This window comes from Hallerella porci (assembly GCF_003148885.1).
Classification (GTDB): domain Bacteria; phylum Fibrobacterota; class Fibrobacteria; order Fibrobacterales; family Fibrobacteraceae; genus Hallerella; species Hallerella porci.
In genome coordinates this window covers 114,427-132,909 of record NZ_QGHD01000005.1, presented here as the reverse complement: position 1 = coordinate 132,909, position 18,483 = coordinate 114,427, and the positions used below count along the sequence as shown (strand labels likewise).

Genomic DNA, 18,483 nt, shown 5'->3' with positions numbered 1-18,483 from the left:
AAGGACAAGGTCTATTCGCTTCACGAACCCGAAGTAAAATGCATCGGCAAGGGCAAGGAACACAAGAAATACGAGTTCGGCAACAAGGTGTCAATCGCCCGGAGCTACAGCGGCATCATTGTCGGCGCGGTCTCGTTCCGGGACGAGTATGACGGACATACGATAGACGATACGCTTGACCATGTTGAACAAATGCTTGGATTCAGGCCGAGCCAGGCCGCATGCGACCGAGGCTACCGCGGACAAAAGGAATCCGGAACGACAAAGATCGTGATACCGGACGTTCCGAAGAAAAACGCGACTTACTACCAGAAGAAAAAGGCTCACAAGCTTTTTTGCAAGAGGGCTGGCATCGAGCCTATCAACGGCCATCTGAAAAGCGATCACCGTATGGGCAGAAATTTCTACAAGGGAATCTTTGGCGACATGCTCAATGCAAAGCTTGCAGCAGCGGCGTTCAACTTCAAGAGGGCCATGAGGCGCTTTTTTGTTCTGTTGGAATGGCTATACTGTTGCTTCCTTTGCCGGGAAGGGGTGAATAAAAACGGCGAACCTCCTTATCCTGCGCTCGCAAAGTGGCCTTTTTAAGGGTCAACTAAATAATAAAAATTTCATCTCACTTCAATTTAAAGAAGGTTTAGAAATTCAAAAAAATGATACAACAAAATCATTTTTGACGTTATTTGGATATGAAACTCTTAGAAGTAAAAAATACAATGATATATGTTATTCTCAACCTCGATACATCTATGAGAGCAATCATCTAACCGTCAATTACGATAGTAAAATAACTCTACCTCTAGACTCGAATAATTTTGTCCATTTTGAATTAAAAGATGCAAATTCTGTCGTAAAAAAATTTGATATTGATTTAACTCCTTATAAAACATTTTACAAACAAATTGGCGATTCCATTCAAATCACATTTCCTTCGAAACAGGCTTATTTTATAGCAACTCTAAACGATTCTGAATTTAGAGTAAATGCAGACACTGCAACAACACCCACTATCGTAGGCTTAGATAGTTTATCCAAGTCTCATATTTATTTGATTCCTTTGGGATGAATACCGTCGTCGGAAGAGATTCTTTTACGGTGAGAGTGGATATTAACTTAAAGCCCGAAAATGGGATGCTAGAGTAACTGCGCCAATTCTTGATTCTGTTTTACGAATGCGCGCCGAAGGCGCGCAGCATTCGCTTTCATTTTATTCTTGGCAATTCGGGATTGCGTTTAGTTGGCTTCGGGCAATGGCTACGTTAACGTGATATAGCGAATCGGGATCCATTTGTGTAACGCCCAAAACTCCGTCTGCAATGCGAGCGTTGATATTTTCCACTTTTCCCCATGCCTTATTGTAACCGGTGCCGTAGCCACCAGCATCGTATCCGGCGTCGGCTAAAATCGGTTTCTTTAACAACTGATAAACACCCGCCCATGTCGCTTTATTTCCCGAGCGAATCGTCGGCGTTGACGCTCCTGTTCTTCCGCCCGATGTGCTTGCGTAATCGACACGAGAAAGATCAAAATTCGCATACCATTTTTCCATTTTATCGGGTTCCGAAGAAATGTCGGCAATCCACGGTGAAATGTCAATGGCAATTTTTGATCCCGGCAAATAGGCTTTAATCGTATCGACGATTTGGTTAAAGTAAACGCCCATCAGCGAATCTGGAATGCCACCGTTTTTTTGCGCAGTGCTATCGTGTGCAAATTTTTGATTGGAACCGCTTTCGGAGTATTGATAAAAATCCGGTTCAATGAGCCAAATAAATTGAACGGTATCTGGATTTTGCTCGGAATATTGAAATTCAATTTGTTCGCGGAAACCGGCTGCGTATTGCTGATAACGATAAAGAATGGAATCTTGAAAATAATTGCGAATTAAATCGGCACCGTCGGTGCAAAGATTTTGATGATTTTTTATATCACAATCATCGAGTTCGTGATCTTTTCCAAATTCTGCAATGACATAAGCATAAATCATCGGCGTCGCATGAATTTGCCGCGTCATATCAAACATTCGCGTTTCAAATCCATTAAAGAAATCGTTATCGCCGAGCCAAACCGAGATATAATCAAGCCCCGCATAAAATGCCGAATCTTCGTGCGCCGCTTGCCAGCCCGCACCAAAATTAAATTGACACGGAGAAAATCCCGCTTGATGAGTCCATAACGAAGAAGATGATTCGGCAAATCCTGCAGAAGATGTAATCACATTTCCCGAAGAATTGATTTCGGGAATTCCCGAAGACGAAGAAATTTCTGCGCCCGATGAAATTTCGGGGCCGACATCCGGACTCGTCGAAGAATCATCCGAGCATGCAGTGTAAGCGAAAAGAGAACACAAAATAGACAATAATTTTAAACGGGATTTCACCGAGATCTCCTTTTTTAAACCACACACGCAGACATAAATTTATATAATCTTCTTCAAAATTTTCTTTATGGAAAAAATGTTTTACATTCAAATTTTTGCGAAAATTTCGTGCGCTATTTTTCGTTTTTCTGCATTCATTTTTTGAGAAGACAATTTTGCTTTTTCTATATTTGGGCTCGTTATGGTAGCAATTCCGGACGACAATAAAACGCAAAGTGGAACCAAGGATGGGACAACATCCCGCAAGCGTGCAAAGCCTGCGAAAATCGGCGGTTACACTCCGGTAAAAAAAATCGGCCAAGGCGCTATGGGCGATATTTGGCTTTGCGACGATCCGTCGTTATGTCGGCGCGTGGTCGTCAAACAAATGCTGCCAAGTCTACGCGGCTACGAAGATTTAATCGCTCGTTTTAAACGCGAATGTGTTTTGCTCGCTGCTCTCCATCATCCCAATATCGTGCATCCCTACGCACTTTGGCAAGAGCGTACCGGAAAATTAGCGTTAGCGATGGAATATGTGGACGGTGTGACTTTTCGCCAAATTTTAGATGTGCAAAGTAAGCCGCCGATTTGGGTGACTCTTTACATGATTCACGAAATTTTGCAGACTCTTATCTGCGTTCACGCAAACCAAATTATTCATCGCGATTTGAAGCCGTCTAATATGATGGTTGAAAAAAATGGACGCGTACGACTTCTCGATTTTGGCATTGCGCGCGATGCGAATCCGGGACAAGATATGACTCTGCCCGGAAGCGTTCTCGGAACGGCTGCTTATATGAGCCCCGAACAAGTCCGCGGTTTTACGGTAACATACGCTTCGGATATTTTTAGTTTGGGAATTATCGCTTGTGAAATGGTGATGGGAACAAATCCGTTCCGCGGCGAATCGATGGAACTCACCTCGCAATATATTTTGAATTTAAACTTAAAGCTGAAAAATTTCCCGCCCGAAGTGCCGTATAAATTGCGTCTTTGGATTTTAAAATGCTTGGAGAAAAAGCCGCAAGATCGTTTTCGTTCGACGAAAGAAGCTGCGGATTCACTCGCAAAAATTATGGACGGTTATCCGCGTCAATTAGATATTCCGATGCGCAAATGGTTAACGGCCACGATGCGCAATGAACCGCTTCCGAGTTTGCCAAAAAATTCTCGGATGCAGATTTTTAAAATCGGTATCGGCATCGGCGCTGCCGCCGGCGCACTTCTCGCGTCCTTTATCACCGCGTTAATTTGTCGCTAATATGGATCTCAACTGGATTGATATTTTCTGCGGATCGCTTCTTCTGATTCTCATCGGACTCGGCGCATTTTTTGGTTTAGCCAAAACCATTATTCATTTAATCGCTTGGATCGGCGGTGGATTAGGAGCATTTTACGCGCCCGAAATTTTGACGCCATTCCTTATAAACAATTTTAATTTTTCCGAAACGACTGTCGTCATTCTCACACGCGTTCTCGGATTTCTTTTGCCATTTATTTCTCTTCGCATTTTCGGGCACTTCATCAACAAATTTATCAAGCGTCATTTCTCGCTTTTAAATTCTCTCGGCGGCGGATTTTTCGGACTGATTAAAGGACTCATTCCTTGTCTTATTTTACTTTCGACTTTGCATTTGTTACCGCTCAGCGGAAAATTACAAACAGAGCGCAATCAATCCAAAGCTTACACCATTTACGTTTACGCTTTGAATAAAACCGGCGCTTCCGAAAAAATTCAAGACGTCAAAAAATCGGTTACCGAATCCGTTCAAGAAAAAGTAAACGAAAAAATCAACGAGAAAATTAACGAAACGGTTCAAGAAAAAATCAACGAAAATTTTTAAGCAAAAACTCCTCCGGAAAATTCCGAAGGAGTTTTTTTTGGTGTGGTTGTTGGATTGGTTTAACGCTTTAACGCAATGTGCGAAATCATTTTTCCATTCAGTTTCAAAGTCGCAACATATCTGCCCGCAGGCAATTTTTGCCATTCTTCAAAAACAATTCCCGCGCCCGAAATATTCTTTTTCAAGACAGCGTTGCCGTGCAAATCAAAAACCGCGAGGATTGCATTTCCTGAAATTTGATACGAGATGCCGAGATTTGAAACTTGAAGCGAAATATTTTCAAATTGTTTTGCGTTTAAAATTCCGGTGTTGTCTTTTTGGGTGGAATCATTTTTTACGGTATCCACTTTTGCTGTATCTTGCGGCGGGATAATTGTCGTATCTTTTTTTGTTGTATCTTGAGGCGTTACGACAGTGTCTTTTTTCGAATTATCTACAACGGTAATCGCGCCCGATTTTGTTGCCGCATCGCCTTCGCCGCCAACCGTTGTCACGGTGAACGCAAATGTGCCCGCTTTTTTCGGAGTTCCCGAAATTTTAATCAATCCATTTTCAATTTTGGTGGTAATGCCTTCGGGGAATCCTTCGGCTTTGACGCTTGAACAATTGGCAAATGCGTATGCAAAGTCCACAATCGATTCGCCGAGTTGAATTGTCTGACGCGAAGAACCTGCGCCATTTTTCACTAAAGATGGTTCACGGACTTCGCCAGAAATTTCAATATCAGGCGTTGGAAATTTTCCCGAGCCAAGCCAGAATCCTAAATGCGGCGGCTGATTGTAAGCGGTATTTTGCCAAGACATTCCAAGTCGATAAATCGGGTCGTGCATTAAAGTATACATGCGATGTTCCGTTGGAATGACGGTCGTATACAAGAACAAATGCGAATCATCGTGCGTGATGACTTCTTCGCGCCAATCGCCTAAAATATCTCCGCTTAAATTCGGCGTTGCTTTGGTAGAATTGCAAGAAGCACCTTCTAAATTAAAGATGTTTTCTGATTTTTTCTTTGAACTATTCCATTTGCTAATCGTTACGTTATCTAAAAGTTCATCGAGTAAATCGCCGTCCCAATAAATGCGGAAATTATATGCGGGGCGACTTGTCGCAAGTTGCACTCCTTTCGGGCTATAAGTGTTCCAGTTTGCGCCCGACCACATTTCGTATCCGCGCGAAGTGGAATCCACATCGGCGGCAACACCTCTGCCGTTATCGCCGCTGCTTGTTTCGCGCCATAAAATTTTCCCGGTTGCTGCACTGTGAATTTCGTAGCCGTAAGGTTTTTCTTCGTGAACTTCCCAAACTTCAAGCCCGGGCACATCCGGATCTAAATCGCCTAAGTGCATCGCATCGCCGTGCCCTAAACCTGTGCGATACATAAATTTTCCATCGTGATCCACTGCGCAAGCGCCTTCGATAATTTCGTCAAATCCATCGTTATCGACATCGCCTGCAGAAATATTGTGGTTACCTTGTCCGTAACATTCTTTGCCCGAAGTGGCTGCGTTATAATACCAACGTTGCGTTAAATTTTTTCCGTCGAAATCGTAAGCGGTAATTGCCATCCGCGTGTAATATCCGCGCTGAAAAATCATACTCGGTTTTTTGCCGTCTAAATAAGCGTTTGTTGCTAAAAAACGATCGACGCGATTTCCGTAAGAATCGCCCCAACTTTTTACGGTACCGCGTCCTGGATTATAATTAACCGTTGCAATTTCTTTTCCGGTTTGACCATTAAAAATGGTTAAGAATTCATCGCCCGATAAAATATAACCGTTTGAATTTCGAAAATCTTTTGTGTGGTCTGTATTTTTTGCAGGACCCGTTGACAAATAATTTCCGCTCCCATCTTTTGTGCCCGGCGCCGTTTTCATCGCCACTTCAGCAAATCCATCTAAATCATAATCGCCGACTAAAATTTGTGTGTAATGAGCGCCCGCGCGAATGTTTACGCCTAAATCAATTCGCCATAATTTTTTACCGCTTAATTTGTATGCATCAACAAAAACATTTCCGGTGTAACCTTTTTGCGAATTATCTTTTGAATTTGACGGATCCCATTTTAAAACGAGTTCATATTCTCCGTCGCCATCTAAATCGCCCACTGCAATATCATTTGGCGAGTAAGTGTAATTTCCACTTTTATTGGAACCGCCTGCAGGTCTATCTAAATTGATGGTGAGTTTTTGAGAGCCTCAGACGCTTACGCTTTTATCGGCGCTGCGTTCTTTTCCATTGATGATTGCGCGAACTTCGTATTTGGAATTTGCGCTGCCTTGATTATCGGTAAAATTTGTCGCACCCGTAATCGGCGAATTATTCACCAATTTTCCGTCGCGGTATAAATTAAACGAAGTCGATGCGGCATCCGTTCCAAACAAGCGCCAACTTAAAAACACTCCACTATTTACTTTGACAGCAACAAGGCCTCTGTCGAGGCGCTCCATTTGACGCGCCGCACTTGCGAAACCCACAAGCGATAGCGCAAAAATCGAAGCAAAAAACAATCCCTTCATCACAAGCACTCCTTTTAGGATTGCTCTAAATTTATTTCCATGGATTCTTCTTTGAAATCATTTTTAAAATAAGCATTGTCTAGGGACAACGCTAAAACACCGCTCAAGCGGCACGTTCTAAGAAAAATCAAAAAGAGCACCTTTTCACAACTTCTATAATCCAGCATTTTTCGTCAAGCTTATTCCATTTCCTGCGCACGCATCGTAAAATCTGCCTTTCAAAAAAGGACTTGCTTGGGCGAGTTCTCTTTTTTTGCTTTTAATAGAAAGTTTGTATAAATTTAGCCTATGAATTCAAAAAAAATTTCAGAATTATTTTGCTTGTTTTTTTGCATTTGCATGGGAATTTATTTAATCGCATGCGATAGTGATTCAAGTACAAATCCGACTCCTTCCAATGAACTAAAATTATCTTCTAGTTTGTATGAAATGAGCTCATCGAGTGAAATGAATTCTACAGAAATTCAAGATTCATTATCTAAAATTTCATCCAGTATAAATTATTCAAGTTCGTCGGAATATGAAAATATTTCTTCCAGTGATTTGACTTTTTCTTCTAGCAATATCATTTTGCAAAGTTCGTCTAGCGTAAAACAAATTTCGTCTTCATCCAGTGAACTTTTAAAATATTCCTCTTCTTCAAAGCATGAAATTCCAAAATCTTCAAAAGGAGAACCTCCACTTGATTTTAGTTTTTATCATGGAGCCGATATTTCGACAGTTCAAGAATACGAACGATTTAATGCCAAATTTTATGATACACAAAAAAGAGAAACCGATATTTTTACTTTGTTGAAAAGCTATGGATTTAATGCGATTCGAATTCGAACTTTTGTATCACCCAGTGAAAAATATGGCTATGCTTACGAAGGCTGCGACCATAGTGCAGAATCTTACGGCGATAAAAATCATATTTTAAAATTTGCAAAAAAAATTAAAGAAGCTAAAATGGCTTTTTTACTCGACCTTCATTATAGCGATAATTGGGCGGATCCTGCAAAACAAATTATTCCGACTCGTTGGCGTCATGTGAAAAATTCAGAGGAATTAAAAGATTCTATTTATCATTACACTTATGATTTATTGAGCGCTTTAAAAGCTCAAAATACAATGCCTGATATGGTGCAAATCGGCAACGAAACGACTCCAGGAATTTTAATTCATTTGCCAACTTCTGAAACAAATTGTTGGGGCGAAAATCTTCAAAAAGCACCTGACATAATCAGTGGTGATATGTCTACTAATATGGGAAAATCAAATGCAGCCAAATATTTTAAAGCCGGAATAAAAGCGGTTAAAGATGTTTCTCAAAAAACTAAAACCGTTTTACATATTGAAAGTATCAAGAATAAAAATACGGTTAATTGGTGGATGAAAGAAATTTTTGAAATTCAAAAAGTAAATGCCGATGTCATGGGATTTTCTGCCTACACAGCTTATGGCGACGGGACTCCAAATCAATGGATGGATTTATTTAAAAGTTTAACTCAAAAATATCCGAATTTAGAATTTATTGTAGCAGAATATAATGGTGGCGATTCCAAAGGGCATTACAATTTTGATGGCACAAGAAACTTGACACATGAACTTGTCAAAAGTATCAAAGGTTTTATTGGAGCATTTTTTTGGGAGCCTACTTTAAGCGGCGAATGGGGTGCTCCTTTGTTTGATTGGGAAGGTCCTAATCTTTATGCAAACCCTAAAGCTTTTGAAGAATACAAACTCAAATGAATTTTCTAAAATCGTTTAAGCCCTTTATTTACAAGGCTTTCAAACGATTTTAAGTTTATAAAAGTTCAAGAATTTATTCAAAAAAAAATTCCCCGCATCGGGGGAATCCTTTTACAACTTATGCGGTCCAGCGTTTTTCATCACAAAATTTTCCACATTTTTTACATCGTCTAATTTGTATTTGTAAGGCACCGAAGTGAGTTTTACGGGATCTTCTTTTAGCGTGTAAGGGTCTGTGGTAATGTATCTTTCACCGTAAATTTTTCCGGTCGCCGTTCCGTCTTGCGTGCCCGTCGTATTTTCAAATTGATTATTGCGCTGCAAAATAAACGCGTAAATGTTGTACATAAATTGAATTGGATTTTGAACATTTTTAAAGTAATTATTTTCAATGAGCGCAGAACCGTAAGAACCCACGCCAATGCAATATAAATTGCCCGGAGCATTGTAATAATTATTGTAAATGTGAGCGTTTCCGTACATCACGCGCGGCATGCGTTCGTTCACCAAAGTGCTAAACCAATTATGATGATAAGTAACTTTCAAATGTCCAAAATCTTCGGGATGATCTGCGGCGCCGCTTCCGATTAAAGCATTCAAACGATGCGGATGATTTTTATCCGTGTACCAAAATTTCACATACGAAACCGTCACATAACTCGATCTATTCGTAATATCTAAATTGCCGTCTTCAGCGTTCCAAATGTTTAAATGGCTAATAAAAATATGATGAGAATTGGCAACCGCAATGCCATCGCTTGGACCAGGATTTGGATAGGTTCCGTTGATGTTTAAATTGTAAATGATAATGTTCGATGCATTTTTAATCGCGAGCCCGCCGTAAATTGTCGCGGCGCTATCTTTTCCCATAATCGTTTTGTTCGATGCAATTCCAAGTCCGTAGCCATCGCCATCCGTTGTTTTGATTAAGCCTTTGACCACAACGACTTTCGCTTCTTTTGCTTGAACAGCATCTTTAAAATCTTTGTAGGTCGAAACTTCAACCGTGTCGCCGCCCGCGCCACCCGTGGTAACGCCATCGACCATTGCATAGCCATCGGGAATACACGCCCTTGCGCTGTCAATTTTTACAACCGGTTTTTCTTCTTTTGTAACGATGAATTTTCCTTCGCGCGTTGCTTTGGAATATTCACCGATTGCAGTTAATTTATACGAATAAGTTCCTTCTTTGTCGGTGACTTTTCCCGAGAAATTAACCGTTTTATTTTTGGAATCAAACACTGCCGAAATTCCTTTCGGAATATTTTCGATGATGACACTATCAGCGTTTTCAACTTTAAATGAAAACGGCACAATCTCTGCATTTTGTGAAATCGTTTGACTCGAACTTCCCGCGCCTTGTTTTAAAAATTTTGCTTGCGGAATTGAATCAAGAGCGATATTTAAAACCGTATCGGAATTGGTAAGCACAATTCGTTTTGAGAAGAATCCTTCTTTTTCTACAACGAGAGTATCGCAGAAATTTTCTTCAGAAAGCGACGCCACCTTTGCGCTTTTCTTTGCAGACATTTTCAGCTTTTGCGGCACAGTCCGCATTCCCAAAGAACGCCCCGCAATATCAAATCGACATTCATAAAATCCGCGCGAACTCGGCACTGCAATTTGCACAGCACCGTCTGCAAAATGCATCGATGTAGACGAAAAATTCGATTCATTTCTAGACTGCATCCGGTGAAAAATCGATTCTGTCATCGTATCCGTTTTTGAAGAATCCACAGTCAAAATAGAATCCAAAGCATATTCGCCCGCAGAATTAGTCTGCGTTTCAAGTGCAAAATTTTTTAGCGAAACTTGTGCGTTTTCTATCACTGTCGCAGAAGATGTTTCCGTCACCACGCCGCGAATATGAATTGCCGACGCCGCCCAAATTGGAGAATTCGGCGCGTTCAAAAGCATCGCCGAAATTCCAGCAGAAAAAATTCTCATCCATCTCATCACAAAACTCCTTTTGCTGCATTCAAATTTAGAGAGGAAAGTTCCCATTTTACGAAAAAGAAAAATTTCTCGTAGTCTAGCGACAACACCGAATTTGGCGTTTATTGTGAAATTTTCGCCAAAAATGCGAAATTTAATGTTTCCAATTTTTATGTATTTTTGATTTGTAACTACAAAATTTACATATATTATTTACCTATTTAATTATATTTAACGCTATGAATAATGTTTCCAAAATTAGTGTATTTATGTATTTCGATTACCGCGAATATCTCCGCACTGTTTTGGAAAATTTCCAGGCTAAAGGATTTTCAACCCGAGCGATTCAAGAATTTTCGCAAGTTTCTGGCTCTGCATTTTTTAGTCGCATTTTAGATAACGCGCGCCCACTTTCTTTAGAAAATGCGAAAAAACTCACAAAGTCTTGGAAATTAACCGCCGAAGAATCGGATTATTTTTTGGATTTAGTGCGATTTGGAAATGAAAAAAATATCGATGAACGCGAAATTTATATGAAAAAACTTTTAGCGGCGCGTGCACAAAATCAAGAATTTGCATTACAAGATTCCAAGCTTCAATTTTTTTCGAAATGGTATTATCCTGTTTTGCGCGATTTATTACCGCTCTTGCCTGCAAAAATTTCGGCTGCAAAAATCGGAGCGATGTTTACTCCCGCTTTGCGTGCGCCACAAATTCAAAGCGGCATTCAATATTTAATCCAAGCAGGATTTGTCACACTACAAAAAAATGGAACTTACAAAGTTTCGCAGCCGATCATTTCAACGCCTCCGCGCGTGCGTTCGACAATTTTACGCAAATACCACTTGAAAAATTTAGAAGTAAACGCCCAAGTTTACGATGCATTCACAAGCGATGATCGCAGCATCACAAGTGTAACGTGTTCACTTTCTCGAGAAAGTTTTGAAAAAGTCCGCGAAGAAATTGCAAAATTGCGTGAAAAAATTTTAGCGATTTCGCGTGAAGAAAAAAATCCAGATCGTGTTTGTTATGTCGGATTTCAGCTGGTAAATCGCGCCCAAATCAAGGAGAAAAAATAATGAGATATTTTTCTTTTTTGATTTTAATCCCAGCATTTTTTTGTAGCTGTTCCGATTCTTCGGTTGCAAACGGAACCGGTTCAAACGCTGGCGAAACCGAATTGGCGGGAATTATCACCGCAACGAATGCAGCGGGAAATCCATTTACTCATGCCTCTGCACGCGTGTGGATTTTAAATGAAGATTCGATGAAAGTCGCTTACGAAAATCAATTTGATGAAGCGGGCTCCTTGAAATTTACTTCGACAATTTCGGAAAACGATAATTCTTCGATTCAACTCATCGAAACGTATTCGGGCGATTCTTTGTCGGCGATGCGTTGGGTAGATTTTAATCGCGCGCCTTCGCAAAATTTATCGCTTGAAAAAAGTGTTCCGTTAAAAGGAAAAATTTTAAATAACGGAAGGCCTTTGCCCAATGTAAAGATTCAAATTTTAGATAAATTAACTACGACTGATACAAACGGAAATTTTGAATTTGAATCGCTTCCCTCGGGAGTTCATTACGCTTTTGTCGAAGGCTATTTTGGAAAATTTTCGTATCAAATGCAAACGGATTTAAGCGAAGACGCAAAGACAAATCACATCGATGTCGCCGAAAAAATTTTTACCGTCGTCGAAGATTTTGAAAACTGGAAAACAAAGCAAACTCTTTTAGGAAAAAGTTTCGGACAAGGTTGGTGGTTTATTTGCACCGATTCTTTGCAAGGTGGCGGAAGCCGCGTAAGCGAAGGCATCACCAGTAAAAATCTTTTAGTGACTGGCGATTCTGCAAAAACAGGAAGCAGTCTTCATTTGAAATTTACGATTGACGAAGAAACCGTCGGACATTACGGCGTTGCAGGATTTAGCATTGGCGATGACTTCGATGAAAATGAAATGTTTGCATTTTATGATTTGCGAAATGCGACGGCGATTTCATTTGACGCCAAAGGCGAAGGCGAACTTTATTTGCAAATTACGAAAAGAGGCGTCGATGGGAAACGCGAATTTCACGAAACGAGTCCAGCCGTTTTAAAATCTGCATGGCAGCACTTTACATTTACCGCAGACGATTTTGATTGCGAACTTCTTGCGGTGAATTCTATCAATTTTATGGTGCGAAGCAATGCGGAAATTTATTTGGATAATATTCGCTTTGACGGAATTTCTCCGAGTATGTGGCCGGCTTTAGGCATGCGATTTTGATTAGCTCAGAATTTACACTTCAAAAAGGAAAGATCATGAAAAAATTCAATTTAGCTTTAGCGTGTATTTGCGCGATTGCATTTGCAAGTTCTGCATTTGCAACGATTACGCCAAAACGCGTAGGTCCTGTAAGCGAATACGGCGCTTTGCAAGCGGGAAAAAATGCTGCGGGCGAAGGGCGCATTTACGGTTCCGTCAAAGGAATTGTGGACGGCTCCGAAGTTCAAGTGCGCGGCATGAGTTTAACATGGAGTATGTATTGGCCGTATGGTTCTGCATTTTACGGAAAAACTTTTATCGATACTTTAGTAGCTTCTTGGAATGTTGAACTCGTGCGTTCTGCAATGGGAGTTGTGCCGCCTTGGGGACATGGCGGCTATATGACTCGCCCTGCGTATTTTGAATCGCAAATGGATAGCGTTGTTCAAGCGGCAATTGCAAACGATGTCTATGTTTTAATCGATTGGCATTCCGAAGGCGGCTTATACAATTGCATTCATCAAGGCGAAAAACCCAAATATGAATTTAACGATAACAAAACATGCTTTACCGCAAACGATGCTGCAAAATTTTTTGGAAAAATGGCGGAACGCTACGGAAAATATCCACATGTGATTTTTGAAATTTATAATGAACCGGTGAGCGAATCTTGGGCAGATTTGAAAGCTTACGCCGACACCGTAATTCCTGAGATTCGAAAATATTCCGACAACTTAATTGTCGTAGGAACTCCGATGTGGTCATCGCAAGCAGGCGACGCAGTCGCAAATCCCATTGACGATAAAAACGTCGCTTACACTTATCACTTTTACGCCGATTTGCACAATATGCCCGATCACATTGAAAGTTCCAATAAAGCGCTCGCTGCAGGGCTTTCGGTTTTTGTCACAGAATGGGGCGGCATCGATAAAATTTTTGAAAATGAAACTCACAAAGAAAGACTTGAAAAATTTTTAGCTTGGACAAATGAAAAGAAATTATCCTGTGCAAAATGGGATGTCGAAAAACCTTTCTTAGAAGATAACGCCATCGATAATTATATCAAAGCAAATATTTTACCGGCGAAACGCACTTATACAAAAAATTTAATTTGGGAAAATTCGATTACAGATAAATTGCCTAATTTAGTCACTTACGGAACATCTTCAGAAATCGCTGGCAAGTGGAGTACCACAAGCGACATCGATGATTACGGCGATGAACAAGGCGACAAAGGAAATTCCACATTCACCAATAATTCAACCGAAACAACTGTTAAAATGGATAACATGAAATTGGATACCGTCGGAACGGGATTTGATTATGCGCCTTACATTCGCGCCGAATATACCTTTGGCGAAGGCGTTGATTTATCAAAATGCAAAATGGTGAGTTATCAATATAAAGGAGCAAATCATCAATTTACTTTGTACTACGATTGGAACGCAAGCGTTGAATATTTTGGCGAAGGCGTTTGGGATTATCCGTTTGTAGAAATGCCATACGCACCCGAATGGGAAACGGTTCACATCGATTTAGGTTGGATGATGAGCAACGGCTGGCAAAAAGGAATCCCAACAAATTCTGTTATCGATGCAGCAACGGCTTTCCGATTTGTTGTAACAAATGATATGTTTGATACTTCTCTTTGGATTGAAAATTTAAAATGCATCGAAGATATTTCGGGTTATACAAAACTTCAAAAAGTAAATTCGATTCATCATTTACAAGTGTCGATCCAAGGAAAAAATTTAAGCGTTCACGGCATTCAAAATGGTTCACGCTTTAGCATTACAAATATGCTTGGACAAGTTGTGAAATCGGGAATTGCAAATGAAAATTTCAATGTGAATTTGCAAAATTCCGGCAAGTACATTTTGAAAGTCGGCAATTCTCAAATGGGAATTTTGGTGAAGTAAATTCTTTCGGGAAAAGTTTCCGCAGCGCCCGCTTTGCGGGCGCTTTTTCGTCTCATTTTGTATTATAGAATTTTCATATTTTAGACAAATTTTCAAATTTCATCCATTTTTAGCAAAATTTAGCCAATTTTGTATCTTAAAAAATTTGCTTTTCATGATAAATTTATCTATATTATTCTTATGCAGCCCGTGATGCAATTCAACGATTTCCGCGAATTTTTGAAGGCGTTCTACGCAGAACGTAAGCCTTCGGGATTCTCGTATCGTGAATTTTCAAAGCTCGCCGGCTACAGTTCTCCCGTTTTTTTAAAACTCGTCATCGAAGGAAAAGCAAACCTTTCGGAAGCGGGCGCAGAGCGCGTCGCAAATGCCATCGGACTTACCGGAAGTGATTTGCTCTATTTTCGTTTTTTGGTTCAAATGAATCAAGAAAAAAATGCGGCGAAGAAAAAAGAATTATTCAAAAATCTGCGTGAAATCGCAAAAGCAAATCAAGTCAAAATCGTCGGCGAAGAACAATACGATTATTATGAATCGTGGCTTTCTCCCGTTTTGCGCGAAGCGCTTCCGCAAATTCAAGAAAATAAAATTTCTCAAATTGCAAATAAATTAACTTTTGAATCTTCGACAAAAGAAATCCGCAAAGCGATTCGCGTTTTAACCGATGCCGGATTTCTCCGCGAAGAAAACGGACACTTTACACAAACCGACCGCCGCCTTTCTACCGGAAATTTGGAAATGCCTTCGCTCGCTATTCGCGATATGCATCGTCAAATGGGCGAACTCGCTGTGCAATCCTTGGAAAAAGTCCCCGTTGCTGAGCGCGATATTTCTGGTCTCACTTTTGGAATTCCCGAAAAATCTTTCGATCGCATTCGCGCTGAAATTGCTGAATTTCGTCGCCGCATCGCAAACATCGCCGCAGAAACAAACGAAACCGATCGCGTTTATCGATTGAATGTGCAATTTTTTCCGTTGACGCAAAAACTCAACGATAATGTAGAAGGAGGCGCTGCATGAAATTTTTGCAGAAAAAAGCAACGCTTCTTTTGACCGCATTTTTGGGAACTGCATTTTATTTTTCTGCGTGTTCCACCGAAGTCGCCGGCGGCGTTTCCGAAGAAACAAATACTGTCGCAGGAATTTTAAAATTCCCCGATGGAAATGTCGCAGCACGCATTGCGATGCAACTGCAATCGATTGAAAATGAAGCTGCGATTTTCGTCGATACGACAGATGCCGAAGGAAAATTTTCGCTCACAGCAAATGCCCGCGGACTTTACGGTCTAAGCGCAAACGCAAATCATTTTGCTTATTACGATACCGTTTCACTCAACGGAAAAAGCGTTCAGCGCAATGGTGATTTCGTTTCGGCGACTTCGATTTCGGGCAATGTTTATTTGCGCTCAGCAATTTCTGCATCGCAAGTTGCTGTTCAAATTCCCGGTTCTCCGTGGAAAACGACGACGGATGAAAATGGTTACTTTGTTCTAAATCAAATTCCCGAAGGAGAAATTTCTGTATCCGTTTCTTCGCCCGATAAAAGTTGGATTCTCGGGCAAACTTTTGATGCGACGGCAAATCATTTAGATTCCGAAGCGATTCAATCTCCCGCTTCTTTCCGTTGGATTTTACCGCTTTCGCCGGAATACAAAATCGCTGGCTATTGGACTTTTGACGAAGCAAATGCTGGCGTCGTTCACGATAGCCGAAGCATTTCGGGAAACGCAGCTCTTTACGGAAACGCAAAACTTGAACTCGGAAGACAGCGCGGAAAATCTTTGCATTTGCAAAATGCCTCCGACTTTGCCGTCATCGAAAACGATAAAGGCATCCTTGACAGCGCAAAAAATTTCACGATAGAAATGTGGGTCGACATTCAAAATATTCCCGCTGAGTCGGCGAAGATTAAAAATATTTTGGGAAAACTCAGCTTCGGCGATTCCACCATTTTCAGCATCGCTGTCGTTCAAGATACTTGCGGCGTTCAAGGCTCGGCCTTTGGATTTTTCCTTGCAGAAGGAAACGGCGATTCTCTTCTCTGCGAAAACGCAGCCATTTCCAAAAATGAAATTTCTCTAAATCGTTGGAATTATTTAGCGGCTACATGGAATGGCGATTCGACAATTCTTTATGTTGACGGAATACGTGAAGCTTCTGCAGAAACAAAATTTCACCAACTTTCTGGAAAAAATATTCCCATTTATTTGGGAAAAGAAAATCTCGATTTGTTCATCGACGATGTAAAAATTTACACCACATCCATCGAAGACATCGATGCCATTTACCGTTACAACGAATAGGAGGTCCGAATGAAAATCAAAGAATCCGCATTCTGCGAAATCAATACTCACGGTCGCCTTCTATCGGCGAACAAAAAATTTTGCAGTCTTTTCGGCTACCAAGAACACGAAATCGAGTGGCATTATATCCGCGATATTTTCCGCTACGATCAAGACTGGATTACCTTTTTACAAAAGGCTTCCGCCAAAGCAGCGCATTTTATTGTGCGCTTGAAAAATCGCAAAGGTCGCAGTTTTCTTGCAAGCATTTCTCGCCACGCCGAAAACGAAAACGGCAAAACAATTTATTGCAATACTTTTCGCAAACTCGCCGATACCGCAGAACCATTAGATGATTCCCGCACATCTTCTCTCATTGAAGAATCTCTCGGCGAACAGCCTGCAAGTCTTGCTCTTTAAATTTTACTGCTAACTCCTATCTATTATCAGCCTCCCTCAAGAACCAGAGCGGAGGCTGATTTTCATTTTGAACAAATTTTTATAAAAGCTACACTTGATACAGATTTTTATTTTCGTTACATTCGAAATTATTCTGCGCCCGATTTGCCTAGCTATATTGATTCCTGTAACAAACAACGAGGTTCTTATGAAAAAACTTTTCCTTCTTCCGACTCTTGCGCTGGGCACTCTCATCGCTTGCTCAGATAGCAGCAGCTCTTCTACTGCACCCGAAGTTCCCGAAACTCCCGAAGTTTCTTCGTCTTCGGAAATTCCAACTCAGCCGATTGAATCATCTTCTTCGACAATTCCCGATCAACCGATTGTGGAATCGTCTTCATCGGTTTCCATCGTAGATCCGAACGAAACTTATGATCAAAAAAAATATTCGTATTATGGCGCAGAACTTTCTGGCGTTGATCAATTCAAATACGGACGTTTCGAAGCCCGCATGAAAATGGTTTCCATTCCGGGTTCTGTCAGTTCGATGTTCCTTTACTACGATGATTCTTACAAGAAAGAAGATGTTCCTTGGAACGAAATCGACATCGAAGTTCTCGGAAAATCTAAAACTTCTTGGCAGTCGAATATCATTACCCGCGAAGGCTTGCCGGAAATTAAAAAGAATACATCGTCCGAAAAAATTCACCAAACCGAATACGATGCGACCGAAGATTTTCATTTGTACGCAATGATTTGGACGCCGGAATATGTCGCTTGGGAAATCGATAGCGTTGAAGTGCGCAGAGATACTCTCGGCATCTCTCGCGGCACTCACGCTGACTCCGACCAAGTTGCATTCCTCACCGAAACGGAAACTCTTCGCTTTAATCTGTGGGCATCGCAGAGCGCAGGCTGGGTCGGCAAATTTACCGGCGCAGAACTTGCCGCCGGTCCGCAAGAACAGCTCATCGATTATGTCCGCGTTTACACATACGATGAAGCGACGAAGACTTTTGCGCTCGATTGGCAAGATGATTTCGAAGGCACAACTCTTTCGGAACATTGGGCTACAGGCAACTGGCAAATGGAACGCGTCAATTTGAATCCGGATAATGTAATCGTTCGCGATGGCATGTGCGTGCTGCAACTTTCCCGCGAAGCAAATCCAGAAGCTCTTTAAACTTCCAATACTCCTGAAAAGTGATGGGCTGCAGCTCGTCACTTTTTTTATTTTTGGAAAAAATTAA

Annotated in this window: 13 protein-coding genes and 2 pseudogenes; 12 read left to right on the top strand and 3 right to left on the bottom strand. The window is 41.0% G+C overall.

Going from position 1 to position 18,483, the window contains the following annotated elements:
* Together B0H50_RS13280 and B0H50_RS13275 are read left to right on the top strand one after the other, a co-directional pair.
* A pseudogene (locus B0H50_RS13280) lies at positions 1-588 on the top strand (hypothetical protein); the annotation flags it as partial.
* 85 nt (positions 589-673) lie between these two features.
* The gene (locus B0H50_RS13275; protein WP_106197954.1) at positions 674-1,066 is read left to right on the top strand and encodes a hypothetical protein; all 393 of its coding nucleotides are present in this window, start codon (positions 674-676) and stop codon (positions 1,064-1,066) included.
* A gap of 141 nt (positions 1,067-1,207) precedes the next feature.
* On the opposite strand, the gene B0H50_RS04350 is transcribed toward B0H50_RS13275, so the two are convergent.
* A complete protein-coding gene (locus tag B0H50_RS04350; protein ID WP_109587303.1) occupies positions 1,208-2,380 on the bottom strand; it encodes a hypothetical protein in 1,173 nt (390 codons plus the stop codon).
* A 181-nt stretch (positions 2,381-2,561) separates the two neighbouring features.
* On the opposite strand from B0H50_RS04350, the gene B0H50_RS04345 reads away from it, so the two are divergent.
* Entirely contained in the window at positions 2,562-3,623 is a 1,062-nt protein-coding gene (locus tag B0H50_RS04345; protein ID WP_106197956.1) for a serine/threonine protein kinase, read from the top strand.
* Between the two features lies 1 nt (position 3,624).
* The gene (locus tag B0H50_RS04340) at positions 3,625-4,206 is read left to right on the top strand and encodes a CvpA family protein (RefSeq protein ID WP_109587307.1); all 582 of its coding nucleotides are present in this window, start codon (positions 3,625-3,627) and stop codon (positions 4,204-4,206) included.
* Between the two features lie 59 nt (positions 4,207-4,265).
* Here B0H50_RS04340 and B0H50_RS04335 read toward each other — a convergent pair.
* Positions 4,266-6,722 (bottom strand): annotated as a pseudogene (locus tag B0H50_RS04335) (rhamnogalacturonan lyase).
* 288 nt (positions 6,723-7,010) lie between these two features.
* Here B0H50_RS04335 and B0H50_RS04330 point away from each other — a divergent pair.
* Positions 7,011-8,453, top strand: coding sequence for a glycosyl hydrolase 53 family protein (locus B0H50_RS04330; RefSeq protein ID WP_109587302.1), 1,443 nt, complete (start codon positions 7,011-7,013; stop codon positions 8,451-8,453).
* A gap of 111 nt (positions 8,454-8,564) precedes the next feature.
* On the opposite strand, the gene B0H50_RS04325 is transcribed toward B0H50_RS04330, so the two are convergent.
* Positions 8,565-10,409, bottom strand: a complete 1,845-nt coding sequence (locus B0H50_RS04325; RefSeq protein WP_158256435.1) for a pectate lyase family protein — start codon at positions 10,407-10,409, stop codon at positions 8,565-8,567.
* A gap of 218 nt (positions 10,410-10,627) precedes the next feature.
* Here B0H50_RS04325 and B0H50_RS04320 point away from each other — a divergent pair, with 218 nt between their 5' ends.
* From B0H50_RS04320 to B0H50_RS04290, 7 genes are all read left to right on the top strand, one after another.
* Positions 10,628-11,467 carry a TIGR02147 family protein gene (locus tag B0H50_RS04320; RefSeq protein ID WP_106197960.1) on the top strand — a complete coding sequence of 280 codons (840 nt, stop codon included), beginning with the start codon at positions 10,628-10,630 and terminating at the stop codon, positions 11,465-11,467.
* A complete protein-coding gene (locus B0H50_RS04315; RefSeq protein WP_109587301.1) occupies positions 11,467-12,654 on the top strand; it encodes a peptidase associated/transthyretin-like domain-containing protein in 1,188 nt (395 codons plus the stop codon). Before B0H50_RS04320 ends, B0H50_RS04315 begins: the two co-directional genes overlap by 1 nt.
* Before the next feature lie 35 nt (positions 12,655-12,689).
* A complete protein-coding gene (locus B0H50_RS04310) occupies positions 12,690-14,552 on the top strand; it encodes a cellulase family glycosylhydrolase (RefSeq protein ID WP_106198062.1) in 1,863 nt (620 codons plus the stop codon).
* 180 nt (positions 14,553-14,732) lie between these two features.
* Positions 14,733-15,572 carry a TIGR02147 family protein gene (locus tag B0H50_RS04305; RefSeq protein ID WP_146193674.1) on the top strand — a complete coding sequence of 280 codons (840 nt, stop codon included), beginning with the start codon at positions 14,733-14,735 and terminating at the stop codon, positions 15,570-15,572.
* Positions 15,569-16,855: a LamG-like jellyroll fold domain-containing protein gene (locus B0H50_RS04300; protein ID WP_109587299.1), complete on the top strand. Its 1,287-nt coding sequence runs from the start codon at positions 15,569-15,571 to the stop codon at positions 16,853-16,855. Before B0H50_RS04305 ends, B0H50_RS04300 begins: the two co-directional genes overlap by 4 nt.
* A gap of 9 nt (positions 16,856-16,864) precedes the next feature.
* Positions 16,865-17,254 carry a PAS domain-containing protein gene (locus tag B0H50_RS04295; RefSeq protein WP_106197964.1) on the top strand — a complete coding sequence of 130 codons (390 nt, stop codon included), beginning with the start codon at positions 16,865-16,867 and terminating at the stop codon, positions 17,252-17,254.
* A 187-nt stretch (positions 17,255-17,441) separates the two neighbouring features.
* Complete coding sequence (locus B0H50_RS04290) at positions 17,442-18,416, top strand: glycoside hydrolase family 16 protein (protein ID WP_106197965.1); 975 nt, start codon at positions 17,442-17,444, stop codon at positions 18,414-18,416.
* Positions 18,417-18,483 lie beyond the last annotated feature (67 nt).

What these genes read in the sequence shown, in the direction of transcription:
- B0H50_RS04295 (WP_106197964.1), top strand. Translation starts at nt 16,865, where the DNA reads ATGAAAATCAAAGAATCCGCATTCTGCGAAATCAATACTCACGGTCGC.
- B0H50_RS04345 (WP_106197956.1), top strand. Translation starts at nt 2,562, where the DNA reads ATGGTAGCAATTCCGGACGACAATAAAACGCAAAGTGGAACCAAGGAT.
- B0H50_RS04315 (WP_109587301.1), top strand. Translation starts at nt 11,467, where the DNA reads ATGAGATATTTTTCTTTTTTGATTTTAATCCCAGCATTTTTTTGTAGC.
- B0H50_RS04310 (WP_106198062.1), top strand. Translation starts at nt 12,690, where the DNA reads ATGAAAAAATTCAATTTAGCTTTAGCGTGTATTTGCGCGATTGCATTT.
- B0H50_RS04320 (WP_106197960.1), top strand. Translation starts at nt 10,628, where the DNA reads ATGAATAATGTTTCCAAAATTAGTGTATTTATGTATTTCGATTACCGC.
- B0H50_RS04325 (WP_158256435.1), bottom strand. Translation starts at nt 10,409, where the DNA reads ATGAGATGGATGAGAATTTTTTCTGCTGGAATTTCGGCGATGCTTTTG.
- B0H50_RS04300 (WP_109587299.1), top strand. Translation starts at nt 15,569, where the DNA reads ATGAAATTTTTGCAGAAAAAAGCAACGCTTCTTTTGACCGCATTTTTG.
- B0H50_RS04340 (WP_109587307.1), top strand. Translation starts at nt 3,625, where the DNA reads ATGGATCTCAACTGGATTGATATTTTCTGCGGATCGCTTCTTCTGATT.
- B0H50_RS04330 (WP_109587302.1), top strand. Translation starts at nt 7,011, where the DNA reads ATGAATTCAAAAAAAATTTCAGAATTATTTTGCTTGTTTTTTTGCATT.
- B0H50_RS04290 (WP_106197965.1), top strand. Translation starts at nt 17,442, where the DNA reads ATGAAAAAACTTTTCCTTCTTCCGACTCTTGCGCTGGGCACTCTCATC.
- B0H50_RS04305 (WP_146193674.1), top strand. Translation starts at nt 14,733, where the DNA reads ATGCAGCCCGTGATGCAATTCAACGATTTCCGCGAATTTTTGAAGGCG.